Raw genomic sequence first — 13,236 nt, forward strand, 5'->3', positions numbered from 1 at the left:
CCCCTACACTTTCTTAATCTAAATAAAATTTGAATAACTACTATTATACCAAAAATAATACAAAAAAGGAACGAAGATTAACTACGTTCCTTATCGCTATACTATACCGGCGGCCGGGGTCGAACCGGCACGTCCTTGCGGACACTGGATTTTGAGTCCAGCGCGTCTGCCAATTCCGCCACGCCGGCAAATAGTAACTGGGGTAGCTGGATTCGAACCAACGCATGAGGGAGTCAAAGTCCCTTGCCTTACCGCTTGGCTATACCCCAATAATATAAAATAGGCGAGTGATGGGGATCGAACCCACGCATGCCAGAGCCACAATCTGGTGTGTTAACCACTTCACCACACCCGCCATAATTTTATTAACACGGGCAGTAGGAATTGAACCCACACTGAAGGTTTTGGAGACCTTAGTTCTACCTTTAAACTATGCCCGTAAAATGGAAGGGGAGGGATTCGAACCCCCGAACCCGAAGGAGCGGATTTACAGTCCGCCGCGTTTAGCCTCTTCGCTACCCTTCCAAAATATATAAATGGCGCGAGACGGAATCGAACCGCCGACACATGGAGCTTCAATCCATTGCTCTACCAACTGAGCTACCGAGCCTTATTGCGGGAGCAGGATTTGAACCTACGACCTTCGGGTTATGAGCCCGACGAGCTACCGAGCTGCTCCATCCCGCGTTAATATAAAAGGAGGATGTGGGATTCGAACCCACGCACGCTTTTACACGCCTGACGGTTTTCAAGACCGTTCCCTTCAGCCGGACTTGGGTAATCCTCCAAAATAGTTTATACGGGAACAAACCCGTGTCCTCTTAGTGAAAAGATAATGTTTCAATTCTCTAGTAATGGACTAAACACTATGGGCACGAGTGGATTCGAACCACCGACCTCACGCTTATCAGGCGTGCGCTCTAACCACCTGAGCTACGCGCCCAAGTTAAAACTTGGTACAAAGAACAAAGTTCAAAGCGGGTGACGAGAATCGAACTCGCGACAACAGCTTGGAAGGCTGTAGTTTTACCACTAAACTACACCCGCTAAAATCATCTTATATTGGTGAACCTTCATCTAGTCAATACGTGACAGAGTCCAGTTCTATCAGACCGTTCGTTTTACAGACACAAGTAAAGTAGGATTACTTCGATCTGTCGTTTTCTCTTTCTAGCGACAGAGCTCACGGGATAAGTCCTACATCTTTCCTCGTTTAGACTAGACATGAGGACGTTAAAAGGTTACAGTGGAAAAAGATAAATCTTAGTTCGAATTCAATTACTCTCGTGATTTACGCATATAGGTTACGACTACCTTTTTGGACTTTAAGGTTTCGCGCCCCCCTATCCGCTATATACGCCTTACTATCACCTTCCTGTTCGTAGAGCCACGATTTCGCTATCCCTTCCTCTGACGATTCTTATTTCCAGCGTCAGACTTAAAACGGTCTATCCCCAGACCGTTTTAATCCGCTACCTCACGATAGTCAGGCTTGGGAATCGCTATTGGGTTCACCGGTAGCAGGTGCCCACCAAGGACTTATACTCAATGAAAATCAAAGAGTAAACTAGGAAACTAGCCGCAGGCTGTACTTGAGTACGGCAAGGCGACGTTGACGTGGTTTGAAGAGATTTTCGAAGAGTATTACACCTCAGATGCACCACATGCCCGTCGTACTTCAAAAAAACTGAAGTCAGATTTCACTGACCTCAGTTTTTTATTATTTAGCATAATCTACTGCACGAAGCTCACGAATCACGGTTATCTTGATATTTCCTGGGTAATCGAGATTGTTTTCAATTTTCTCACGAACTTTGTGAGCTAAGATTGTGACTTTGTCGTCCTTGATTTTTCCTGGATTGACCATGATACGAATTTCACGTCCTGCTTGAAGGGCAAAGCTATTTTGTACCCCTTCAAAGCCGTTCGCAATTTCTTCCAAATCATGGAGACGCTTGATGTAGCTTTCAAGAGACTCACTACGAGCACCTGGACGAGCTGCGCTCAAGGCATCTGCTGCAGCAACGATAACTGCAATGACGCTCTCAGCTTCAACATCTCCGTGGTGACTAGCAATCGTATTGACCACAACTGGATGTTCCTTGTACTTACGTGCCAATTCCATACCGATTTCAACGTGGCTACCTTCAACCTCGCGGTCAATGGCTTTTCCGATGTCGTGAAGGAATCCAGCACGACGGGCAAGAGCCGCATTCTCACCAAGCTCGCTGGCCATAATACCAGCTAACTTAGCAACCTCAATCGAATGGCGCAAAACATTTTGGCCATATGAAGTCCGGAATTGCAAGCGACCCATAATCTTCATCAAGTCTGGATGAAGGTTTGGTGCGCCAATCTCATAGGCAGCAGTCTCACCGTATTCACGGATCTTATTGTCAATCTCTTGACGGTTTTTCTCAACCAACTCTTCGATACGAGCTGGGTGGATACGACCATCCTTGAGCAACATTTCCATAGTCATACGGGCAATCTCACGACGAATCGGATCAAATCCTGACAAGGTCACCACTTCTGGTGTATCGTCGATAATCACATCGACCCCTGTCAAACTTTCAAAGGTACGAATGTTACGACCTTCACGACCAATAATGCGTCCCTTCATAGTATCGTCTGGCAGATGAACCGTTGAGTTTGTTGACTCCGCTACATATTCACCAGCGATACGTTGCATAGCTTGAACCAGGATGTCCTTGGCCATTTTGTCAGAACGTTCCTTGACCTCTTGCTCAGCTTCGCGAATACGACTGGCAATCTCCTTGGTCAAGTTTTCCTCTGTCTGTGCCAAGATAATATCTCGTGCTTCTGCCTGAGACAGAGCACCAATACGCTCTAGTTCTGCTTCTTTTTGTCTTTCGACTTCCTCTAATTGCTCTTCACGCGCATCAAGGTTTTTCGCTCTATCAGAAATACTTTGTTCTTTTTGTTCAAGTGTTTGTTCTTTACTCGTCAAATTGTCGTCCTTACGGTCAAGGCTAGTAGCTCTCTCTGTCAAACGACTTTCGATTTGTTTGAGTTCTTGACGTTCTGATTTGAATTCAGCGTCCACTTCTTCACGGTATTTTCTGGCTTCTTCTTTGGCCTCCAATAGTGCTTCTTTTTTAAGAGACTTACTTTCACGTTTGGCTTCATTAACAAGTAAATCCGCCTCACGCTCAGCTTGTCCACGTAAATTAGTTGCTTCTTGTTCAGCATTTAAAAGCATCAACTCTGCAGCTTCCTGAGATGATTTCATCTTAGCTGAGATGCTGACATATCCAATGACTAAACCAATGATGACGGCAAAAACAGCAATCGCAATCGACATGATTTCCATGTTTTTACCTCATTTTATTGTTATTCCGAATGACATACATTCTTTTACATTCTACCATAAAAAAGTGATTTTCACAAACCTAAAATAGAATATGTTTTGGGGAAATTGGAGTGAATTTTAGGATTACACTTCTTCGGATCCCTTCAAACTTTTGAACACATCATCAATAAATATATCTGCTAATCTCTTCTTGAAAGAATCATTATTTAATAGAGCACCAAATAAATCTTGACTCTGAGAGTATCCTTCTATAAGAGCATTGTCAATCTCTTCTTCAAAAGCAAAAACGAAGTCTTCTCTAGAGTTGACACGGGCAGATTGCTTTAGTCTTGGATTCTTTTTCATCAATTCACGAATGGATACCGCTCCACTTAGACCGACTTGGTGATCAATATCCAAATCCAACTGTTCGTTAATTTCATCTAAGATTTCAGATAAACGCTTCTCCTGGTCAGTCGTAACACCTCCAGTACTTGGCTTGGTAAGTATTAACTCTGGATGATATTCCAATTCAGAAACTGACCTGAAAGAACCTGTTTGCTTATGTTTCATATAGTCTACTACGATCTTATCTGCGATTGTAAAATCATCTCCTCCAATGCGAACATCAATCATCTTGACAAGACTTTGCAGATAATTATAACGTTCGTGTAGAACTTCATTTTGATAAGCAGTTGCCTGAATCAAGAAAGTATACATTCTAAGAAAACCTCGAATAACCTTTCGAATAGAAAGTTGTTCTTTCTCATCAAACCATCTAACTCTATCATAACCTTGATTTAACAGAGAAACCATCTTTTGTTTTTCTCTGCTGTTTCTCTTTTCTTGGTATAAGAATTGATTAAACTCATGAACAACATCACTGTCCAAGATACCATACTCATCAATTTTCCGATCCAAGGTCAAGACATCACTAGGTGTGACTGTATCTGCTAAAATAGTCTCACGGTAGTACGGAGAAAAAGCTGAGCGAATATCGTCATAAGTATTTTTAAAATCAAGGATAAAGGTCTTCTTATTGTAGCCTCTATAGATACGATTCAAACGAGACAATGTTTGCACCGCAGCAACACTTCGCAACTTTTTATCTACATACATAGCAACCAGTTTAGGTTGGTCAAACCCTGTCTGATACTTATTTGCCACAATCAGAATTTGGTAGTCTTCCGTATCAAAATGATCTTTCAAATAATCTTCCTTGACCTGATTCATTTGCGACTCAGTATATTCACTACCTTGATAATCAACCTTGCCAGAAAAGGCAATCAGGGTTCCAATACTGGTAATGCTGTGGTCTTTGAAGTACTTTTGAAAGGCTAATTGATACTTAACTGCTGCCTCACGACCAGAGGTCACAATCATAGCCTTACCTTGACCACCCAATTCAGCCATAATATCATGACTGATAAAGTGATCCATGATAATTTCAACCTTTTGATTGATATTTTCATCAGATAATTCTACAAACTTTGCAATCTTACGCTTGGCAAGAGTCGTTTTTAGCTCAGGATCTTCTTCGACTGCTTTATTGAGCTTGTAATAGGTCTTATAAGTCGTATAGTTATCTAAAACATCTAGAATAAAACCTTCCTCAATAGCTTGCTTCATACTATAAACATCAAAAGGAGCTTTAGAACCATCTGCTTGTGTTGTACCAAATAGCTGTAGAGTTGTCGCCTTGGGAGTTGCAGTGAAGGCAATGATTGAGACATTGTCCTGCTTACCTGTCCGAGCAATCTCCTGCTCGATAGCGTCCGCAACACTTACTTCTTGAATCTCATCGATAGTTCCATCTTCTGTATCTGTTTCTGTCAAGACTTGACTAACCGAACTCATATAGGATCCTGTCGTTGAACTGTGAGCTTCATCAATCAGGATGGCAAATTTCTTTTTCGCAGTATTCCCTACAGACATCCAGTTAGATTGGTTGATTTGGGCAAACTTATGAATAGTCGTAGCTATGATTTTTGTATTTCCTGCAATCGCATCCGCTAAGTCACTGGAGGTTTCTTTGTCGCCCATTACCTTGACCACTCCAGGCTTGTGGGAGATTTCCTTGACCGCTTCTTGTAATTGACGGTCAACTACGATACGGTCTGTAACGATTAATACAGTATCCACAATATTTTGATTTTGTTCATCATGGAGCGATACCAAACTATGAGCCAACCATGCTATGGTATTGGTTTTACCAGAACCAGCCGAATGCTGAATCAGATAATTACTGTCAGTATGGTTGACTTTCATGTCCTCTAGGAGACGGCTAACTGCTCTTCGCTGATGGTATCTCGGGAAAATCAGGGTCTTCTTTTTATGCTTATCCATCTCAAAAAAGATAAAACTCTCTATTAACTGGAGAATACTATCCTTGGTCAAGACATCAAGCCACAAGTAGTCTGTATCGACACCATCAGGGTTGTGAGGGTTGCCACTTCCCATCTCAATACCTTCCCCTTTCCCCACATTAAAAGGTAGAAAATAGGTTTCTTGTCCTTTCAATTGCGTCGTCATATAGACTTCTAGGGTATCCACTGCAAAGGAAGCCAAGACTCCCTGTTCAAAACGGAAAAGACGATTCTTAGGATTGCGTCCCTTGAGCTGCCTGATAGCATCCTGTACAGACTGACCACTGGGATTAAACTTAAGTTCGATAGCAAATAGTGCTAATCCATTGATAAAGATAACAAGGTCAATGCGGTCGCTCTCCTCGTAAACCACTTCTTCCATAACAGATAGACAATTGGCTTGGTATTGTTGAACAGTCTTTTCATTAAAACTAGTCGCAGGTTTACGATAAAGAAGACGAAGTTGTTTATTTTCAATAAAGATTCCCTCTTTTAAGGCGAATAAAAAGCCACCCTTGACGATTTCTTTATTAATCAGATTGACGATTGTCTCCTTACTCAGTTTTTTAAGGAGATAGTCCATGGTCTCCTCCTGGGTCTCCATCAGAAAATCCCACAGGAGTTCCACATCCATGGCTAATCTAGGATCGTAGCAAGTAGCGTCCCGCTGGATATAGCCATTTTTTTCTTTCAAGTCTTTGATAATCCACTGCTGGAAATCATAGCGCTCCTTTAAGCCCAAATTTGCCATAGTTTCTCACTTTCATATTAATAAATCTATTTATCTTTATAAAATTATTCTTGTCTAAACATACTTGGTTAACTATAAGTTTAGATAATTGGTTTCTTTCATTAAAAATTTGGATTGGAGATCCCAAATATTTTATCGTTCTCATTTAATTCGATAAGCTCAGTTGCATTTATAAATTTATTTTTATAAATAGATGCGATAATTACTTGATTATTATCCAATTCATTCGACAATAGCTGATAAATTTTATCAAGATTATCTTTTGTTACTTCTCTACCACTAGGAGAATCTAAAACAATAGGTAGAGATGTTCCTATAAATCTCTCTAGTTCTTTTATATATGCCAATTTATAGCATATTACTAATTTATGAAATTGAGTGCCAGAAATTTTCTTCAAATCACTAGTAAATATAAAACCTTTTCTCCCACTTATAATGTTATTTACACCTAATTCAGTTGCATAACGTAAAATGTTTCCACTCATCCTAGTAACAACTTCTGAGTTCTCAATAAGTTTATTCTTTACATAGTTTCTTAAGTGTTCTAGTTCATCATTAATTAACTCAATCCTAGAATCAATTTCTTTGTGGTTAACCTCAATTTGTTTAAAAAATACATCAGCCTTTTCAATTGAATTATCATTCTCAAATAAATATGTTTGCCCCATTAAATTTATTAATTTATTTTTAACGTCAGATAGTTCCTTTTCTAAATTACATATACTTTCTTTAAGCAACCATTTTCTGGCTTCTAAAAAATTATAGTTATCATTATAATTTATAATTGTATCCTTATTTACAGAAATAATATTACCTGTATTTTTGTCTTCAACTTTAAGGTCAAAATTTTCTAACAACTTAAAGAAAGCGTTATTTTCTTTTTTTAACTTATCTACTTGCTTCATTTTATTTAGATAAATCTTCTTTTGCGAAGACAATAATACTATTTGTTCTTTTAAAAAATTTATATCATCAGATGGAAAGTCTACTTCATTTTCTAGATATAATTCTTGATAGGAAATAATTGACTTTAAATTCTTTAATCGTCTTAACTCTCTATTTAGAAAGCTTATCCTATCTGTATATTCTGTAACATCTATAGAGGTAAGTCCCTCAATCAGTTCTTCAATATTAAAGTGTATATTTCCAATCACTTTACCTCTATTTAAAAGAGTCCAACCTTTATCTTGATCTAAATACATTGCTCCGATAATGTTATTAATAACCTTAACTTCTTCTGTATCAAAAATTTGTTTTAAGAAATATTCATGTTGATTTGGCAATAGATAGTCTTTTTTCTCCTTACCAAAGATTAACTCTAACCTTTTATCATGTCGAATCACCTTATATACTTTGCCGAAAATGGAGAAATCTAATTCTAAAAACAGTTTTTGAAACCGAATAGCTAATGTACCTGGTATTGGGTAACCTAAAGAATAAAATAGAATTCTAAGTAGAGTAGACTTTCCAACACTGTTATCTTCCGAATAGATTAAAACATTATTTCCATTAAATGAGAATTCTCGTATAGAATCTTTATAACGAACTTTTAAATTAATAAATTTCATAAATTCGCACTCTTTCTAACTTTATTAATCAATCGTTTATTAGCAATTATTCTCCAAATAACATATTTGACTATAACCTCTTCATCATTTTTATTATCGATCAAAAAAATGTCATCTTTAAAGAACTTCCAACACTTATCTATAAAAACAAAGATTCTTTGTTGTCTATCATCTCCAAGTTTACCACTTTCTTTCATATCTTGAAACTTATTGAGAATTTTATTAGACAGTTCAAATCGTCCTTCTATATTTTCTAAGACCGCAAAATATGTTTGAATAATCTCGTTGAACTCTTCATCATCAATATCCAAGTACTCTAAAAAACTATCTTCACTAATTCTAGCACTAAGTAGTTCAACTAATTGCCACAAAAAATCCTCTTTACTATAGTCGTATCTGCTGGTTTCACTTTGTCTAATAAATGTATACCAACGGTCATAAATTTCTTTATAAAATTTACTATACTGGTCTCCAATCTTAGAAATATATCTTTGTATTTCTTGATAAAAAATTTCATATTTAGTATATCGATCCGAAGAATTCAAAAATTTATAGAAATATATTGAAAATAATTCCTTTTTAAATTTTGGATTATCAGTAGCATAAGTATTAAGAATTTTCTCCAAGCGTTTTGGTAAAACTTTTTTAAATTCTTCATCAGTATAGCTATATTTTGATTTGGATGAAGAATGTAACCAAAAACTATTAAAAATATTATCTATTCCTAAAGGATAGTATGTATTAGAGACATATATCAGTTTTTCTGCATCTCCATGCTTAGAATCCTCATTTAAAGTTTTCAATCCATCCTTAAGTTTTGCAAAATTAGATTTTCTAACAAGTATATCTTTTTCTTTAGATTTTACTTGAGCATAGATGTACTTTCCATTATTCAATTCAAGTTCCACATCCTCTAAAGGACCTTCAATAGAAAATCTGTTCACATCCTCTAAATTCTCTAATAATAAAACTAATCCCACTAATGCTTGAAACTCGAAACCGAATGTGCTGGGCACGGCATTACTTTTAGTAAAAGATTTTGTATTTACCATAATTTCTAAATCTCCTTACCCCTTTTCTTCCCTGTCACATAATCATAAATAAGAGTTTGTCGTTGTTTATTAATATTTTCAATTTGTTGATCTTTTGTTTTTATCATCTGATTAATAATTAACATTTTTTATTCAAGTACTGACTAATTTTATACTGATAGTCTAAATCTGGAATAATTATTTTAAAATTTCCGATATTATCAAAGCTCAAACCTTCTCTATTTCCGCTAATTTGATGAATTTTAATCATAAATTGTCCAAATTCAGACATGATAAAATACATTAAATAATCAGGCAATACAAATCTATCGCATCTAATAATGCACACATGTTGATTAACATTTGCCTCTATATCTAAATCATATTTTGCTACTCTTCCAATAGAAGCTCCTGTTATATTTAATAAAATATCATTTTTTTTAACGCAAGTTCCAATCATCTGTTGATGAATATTTCTATTAATATAAGTTGCTTTATCTTCTAAAAGTATTAATCCATTATAAATATTTTGACTTCGTATAAATAATATTCCCGTTTCTTCAAAAATTTCAGATCCTCCCAACGGAGTCTTACCACTTCCAATTTTATTTGCCAGGTACTTTAGCCGACTCACTCCCCACCCTTGAGGTATCTGTCCAATCCAGTCGACACCTGAGTCTTTCATGGGGACGTTTTTATCCAATCCTTTTGTGACAGTCTCATAAATCAAGCTAGCGCGGTAGTCTTTGAGTTTCTGAATCTGCTCCTCCAGCAGTGCTTTAGCTTTATCTAACTGGGCGGTTTTCTTGTCTAGAAAATCAGCGATTTTTTGTTGTTCAGATAAAGAATAAGGCATTGAAACCAGTGTATTCCCAACTTTATCAACACTTAAATTTTCAACTACTGCACCTATAGAAACTAGATTAAATTGAGAAGTACAAACATCAGATAAAAGTAACCAATAAAGATATTCCTTGCTAATATTCTTATAAGGAGCTAAGCTTAACCAACCATCATGAATACAACCATAAATGGATGAAATATAAGGTTCTCCAAAACTCATTGAATTACTTAAAATGAGTGTTCCAGGATGTATATATCTACTAAATTGTTTACCACGATTAGTAATTTTTAATTTTGTAGATGTAATATATTTATTCCCCTTGTATGTATCACCAATACGAATCCAGTTAACTCCAGTGTCATCATCAGAAATAAATTTATCTATAGGGCGAGGCGATGCTCCCCGTTCAATACTCACAATATTTTTTATTCTTGTTACTTCCCACTCCTCTGGTATCTGTCCGATCCAGTCAATGCCACTCTCTTTCATCCTAGTCATGTTTTAGTTCCTCCAAGAGAGTCTGTAGTTCTGCTTCCAGTTCATAAAACTCTGCCAAGAGCTTGTCGGCACTTTCTGGTGCTTGGTAGTGATAGAAATAGCGGGTAAAAGGAATCTCAGCTCCATAGCCCTTTTCTTCATCAAACCAGTAGTGGGCGTCAGGTACATGGGGATAGACCTCACGCGCAAAGTAGGTTTCCACATCCTCTGTCAGCTTAACGATTTCACTGTCCTTGGTTGTCTTATCATAGACAATCCCATCGGCAATCTCATTTGCCTTGTCTTTCCTCTTGGTTCGGATAACTTCTGCTGTTTTGTCCATTTCACTCATAGCTAAGGCTAGCGCATTGACATTGGCAGGCGTAAGCTTAAACTCTCCCAGCAAGGCCTTGATGACTTGGACAAAATTCTCAAAGTTAGGATAGGTCTTGTCAGAGCTTCCCTTAGCAAGAGCTGTCAGGATAGCTTCTTGCTTGGTCTTGCCAGTTACAAAGTCCTGTAATTTTTTCTCATCCTTGGCTGAACGTGGTTCCATCTCTAGCAATTCTTGGTACTTGTATTCATCAAATAGTTTAGCTAGAAAAGGAACACTTTTCGCTTTCTCAATTGTTTCTTCGCTTATCTGGCCACGACGTTGCAGAGGTTGCATAACTGTAAACTCTCGATAGAGAAACTCTTGATTGTCAAAGATTTTTACATGGTCATTTTCTTGAAAATCATCGTACCAGCGAAGGATCTGACGGATGTTATCTTGGGACAACTCACGGCGTTTTTGACCTAGAGATTTACGTAGAGGAACAAACTCCTCCGCCGCATCAATAAACTGAACCTTGTTCTGGCGCTCAAGAGACTTGTTTTTATTATAAATCCAGATATAAATCCCAATTCCTGTGTTATAGAAAAATTGACCTGGAAGGGCGACTATAGCTTCTAGCAAATCATTCTCAAGGATATAACGGCGAATCTGACTTTCTCCCGATGATGTCCCACCTGAAAAGAGGGGAGACCCATTTGAAATGATGGCTGCACGGCCATTTTCTTCTAATTTTGCAAGAGCATGAAGATGGAAGAGTAGTTGAGCATCTCCAGTTCCTGGAGTCGCGACAAAACGACCTTGACGACCTTCTGTTTTGTCAAAGAGTTGATGATCTTTCTTAACTGCATCCTCAACCCCATCATCCGCATCCTTACCACCCCAAGCTTGACCGAAGGGAGGGTTAGCGATGACAAAGCTCATTTTAGTATCTGGAAAAGGATCTGGATCTTTTAAGGTATCCACCTTCACAAAATAGTCAGAGTCTTCCTGACGAATTAGCATATCTGCACGACCAATCCCAAAGGTTTCAGGCAAAACTTCCTGACCAAAGAGTCGGACAGTGACTCCTGTATTCAACTGACGGATATAGCTTTTAGCTGTAGCCAGCATCCCCCCAGTTCCAGCCGCCATATCTAGTATTTTCAACTCTTTTTTATCAACAAAAAGTTCTTCGTCTGCCTCGATCAAGAGGAGATTGACCATCAGAGCAATAACCTCACGAGGGGTATAGTGAGACCCCGCTTCCTCATTTTCAGAAAATCGGCGGATGATATCCTCAAACATGTAGCCCATACGCATAGAGTCAACTGAACTTGGAGACAAATCAATTTGAGAGAACTTTTTAATAACCGTGAAAAGGCGACCACTCTGGGCTAGGGTACGGACTTGCTCTTTAAATTTTAGGTTTTCAATGATGTCCTTGACACGATAGGAATAGCCATCCAGATAGGCTAGAAAGTTCTCCTCGATTGCATTTGGATCGTTTTGAAGATTTTCCAACGTAAAAGGACTAACATTGTAGTAACGATAGCCTGAAAGTTTCTCCAACACTTTCTCAGGTGTATTGGGATTTGCTTTGTATTGTGCTACCACCTGATCCTTGGTTGGCAGCAAGGCAGCTTCTAAACGAGTCAGGACAAACATTGGAATGATGACATCGCGATACTTATCTGCTCGATAAGCTCCTCTAAGAGTGTTAGCGATAGACCAAACCGTATTGACATCATTAGAAATTTGGATGTCATTTGCTTGAAATAGTGGTAGTTTTTCTTTGAAATTAGACATTTACTTCCCCTGTTTTTATTATTAACAATTCTCTTCATTATACCACAAAATACGAGTTATAAAGCGTATTCAAGGGTAAAGATCGAAGTTCATATACTAACTTTCTTTACTGAGTTTTTGTCTTTTGTATTAGGGATTCTGTCATTTTCTAAAAAACTTTATCTTAAACTTACTCATAAAAATTTAAAAAATAAAAAGCCTACCTTTCAGTAGACTTAGTAATGATCTTTAAAGGACAAGAAAGCCACGCTATCTCCATCCATCATATAAATCAAGCGATTTTCTGCGTCGATACGACGTGACCAGGCTCCTTGGTAGTCATACTTGAGTGGTTCTGGCTTACCTATTCCTGTAAAGGGATCACGTTGAATATCCTTGATTAGTTTATTGATTCTTTTTAACGTTTTCTTGTCCTGAGTTTGCCAGTAGCAATAATCTGCCCAGGCATCTTCTGTAAACTTGAGCAGCATTCCTCACTCCTCAATAACATGGACTTGAGTGCTTCCAGCACGGACTTGAGCCATTCCTCGCAAAACCTTGTCTGATAACTCCTTATTTTGAGCGATTCTCAAAGTTTCCTGAATACTGTCCCATTCGCTCCTTGAAAGAACTACAATGTCCTCGTCTGGATTTTTATTGATCACCGTCAAAGGCTCAAATTCATCATTGACCTTCTTCATGTAGTCTTTTAAATGATTTCGGAATGTTGAGTAAAGAACTGCTTCCATAACCATACCTCGTTTTACCTCTTTTCCACTATTATA

The 13,236-nt window shown here is 37.8% G+C and carries 8 protein-coding genes and 10 tRNA genes; all 18 read right to left on the reverse strand.

Annotated features, from left to right (window positions below):
• Positions 1-104 precede the first annotated feature (104 nt).
• The 18 genes from SPPN_RS09125 to SPPN_RS09210 all read right to left on the reverse strand — a co-directional run bounded on the left by SPPN_RS09125 (position 105) and on the right by SPPN_RS09210 (position 13,200).
• Positions 105-188: transfer RNA gene (locus SPPN_RS09125), tRNA-Leu, on the reverse strand.
• Between the two features lie 9 nt (positions 189-197).
• Positions 198-269 (reverse strand) — tRNA-Gln (locus SPPN_RS09130).
• A gap of 13 nt (positions 270-282) precedes the next feature.
• Positions 283-355: transfer RNA gene (locus tag SPPN_RS09135), tRNA-His, on the reverse strand.
• Positions 356-369: 14 nt separating this feature from the next.
• Positions 370-440: transfer RNA gene (locus SPPN_RS09140), tRNA-Trp, on the reverse strand.
• Between the two features lie 4 nt (positions 441-444).
• Positions 445-525: transfer RNA gene (locus SPPN_RS09145), tRNA-Tyr, on the reverse strand.
• Positions 526-537: 12 nt separating this feature from the next.
• A tRNA-Phe gene (locus SPPN_RS09150) sits at positions 538-610 on the reverse strand.
• Between the two features lie 3 nt (positions 611-613).
• Positions 614-687, reverse strand: a tRNA-Met gene (locus tag SPPN_RS09155).
• Between the two features lie 10 nt (positions 688-697).
• A tRNA-Ser gene (locus SPPN_RS09160) sits at positions 698-787 on the reverse strand.
• Positions 788-869: 82 nt separating this feature from the next.
• Positions 870-943 (reverse strand) — tRNA-Ile (locus SPPN_RS09165).
• Between the two features lie 33 nt (positions 944-976).
• Positions 977-1,047: transfer RNA gene (locus SPPN_RS09170), tRNA-Gly, on the reverse strand.
• Positions 1,048-1,720: 673 nt separating this feature from the next.
• Complete coding sequence (locus tag SPPN_RS09175) at positions 1,721-3,334, reverse strand: ribonuclease Y (RefSeq protein WP_000404928.1); 1,614 nt, start codon at positions 3,332-3,334, stop codon at positions 1,721-1,723.
• 123 nt (positions 3,335-3,457) lie between these two features.
• Positions 3,458-6,430 (reverse strand): type I restriction endonuclease subunit R, encoded by a 2,973-nt coding sequence (locus SPPN_RS09180; RefSeq protein WP_001284911.1) that lies wholly within the window; start codon positions 6,428-6,430, stop codon positions 3,458-3,460.
• Between the two features lie 101 nt (positions 6,431-6,531).
• Positions 6,532-7,998: a hypothetical protein gene (locus tag SPPN_RS09185; RefSeq protein WP_000668785.1), complete on the reverse strand. Its 1,467-nt coding sequence runs from the start codon at positions 7,996-7,998 to the stop codon at positions 6,532-6,534.
• Positions 7,995-9,050: a hypothetical protein gene (locus SPPN_RS09190; protein WP_000248359.1), complete on the reverse strand. Its 1,056-nt coding sequence runs from the start codon at positions 9,048-9,050 to the stop codon at positions 7,995-7,997. Before SPPN_RS09190 ends, SPPN_RS09185 begins: the two co-directional genes overlap by 4 nt.
• Positions 9,051-9,168: 118 nt before the next feature.
• Positions 9,169-10,371, reverse strand: a complete 1,203-nt coding sequence (locus SPPN_RS11440) for a restriction endonuclease subunit S (protein WP_014017341.1) — start codon at positions 10,369-10,371, stop codon at positions 9,169-9,171.
• Entirely contained in the window at positions 10,364-12,472 is a 2,109-nt protein-coding gene (locus tag SPPN_RS09200; RefSeq protein ID WP_000064455.1) for a type I restriction-modification system subunit M, read from the reverse strand. The genes SPPN_RS11440 and SPPN_RS09200 overlap by 8 nt, the downstream gene beginning before the upstream one ends.
• A gap of 215 nt (positions 12,473-12,687) precedes the next feature.
• A complete protein-coding gene (locus SPPN_RS09205; protein WP_000924730.1) occupies positions 12,688-12,942 on the reverse strand; it encodes a Txe/YoeB family addiction module toxin in 255 nt (84 codons plus the stop codon).
• Positions 12,943-12,945: 3 nt separating this feature from the next.
• On the reverse strand, positions 12,946-13,200 hold the full coding sequence (locus tag SPPN_RS09210; RefSeq protein ID WP_014017342.1) for a type II toxin-antitoxin system Phd/YefM family antitoxin: 255 nt from the start codon (positions 13,198-13,200) through the stop codon (positions 12,946-12,948).
• Positions 13,201-13,236 lie beyond the last annotated feature (36 nt).

It is taken from the genome of Streptococcus pseudopneumoniae IS7493 (assembly GCF_000221985.1).
Classification (GTDB): Bacteria; Bacillota; Bacilli; order Lactobacillales; family Streptococcaceae; genus Streptococcus; species Streptococcus pseudopneumoniae.

What these genes read in the sequence shown, in the direction of transcription:
- SPPN_RS09185 (WP_000668785.1), bottom strand. Translation starts at nt 7,998, where the DNA reads ATGAAATTTATTAATTTAAAAGTTCGTTATAAAGATTCTATACGAGAA.
- SPPN_RS11440 (WP_014017341.1), bottom strand. Translation starts at nt 10,371, where the DNA reads ATGACTAGGATGAAAGAGAGTGGCATTGACTGGATCGGACAGATACCA.
- SPPN_RS09190 (WP_000248359.1), bottom strand. Translation starts at nt 9,050, where the DNA reads ATGGTAAATACAAAATCTTTTACTAAAAGTAATGCCGTGCCCAGCACA.
- SPPN_RS09205 (WP_000924730.1), bottom strand. Translation starts at nt 12,942, where the DNA reads ATGCTGCTCAAGTTTACAGAAGATGCCTGGGCAGATTATTGCTACTGG.
- SPPN_RS09175 (WP_000404928.1), bottom strand. Translation starts at nt 3,334, where the DNA reads ATGGAAATCATGTCGATTGCGATTGCTGTTTTTGCCGTCATCATTGGT.
- SPPN_RS09180 (WP_001284911.1), bottom strand. Translation starts at nt 6,430, where the DNA reads ATGGCAAATTTGGGCTTAAAGGAGCGCTATGATTTCCAGCAGTGGATT.
- SPPN_RS09210 (WP_014017342.1), bottom strand. Translation starts at nt 13,200, where the DNA reads ATGGAAGCAGTTCTTTACTCAACATTCCGAAATCATTTAAAAGACTAC.
- SPPN_RS09200 (WP_000064455.1), bottom strand. Translation starts at nt 12,472, where the DNA reads ATGTCTAATTTCAAAGAAAAACTACCACTATTTCAAGCAAATGACATC.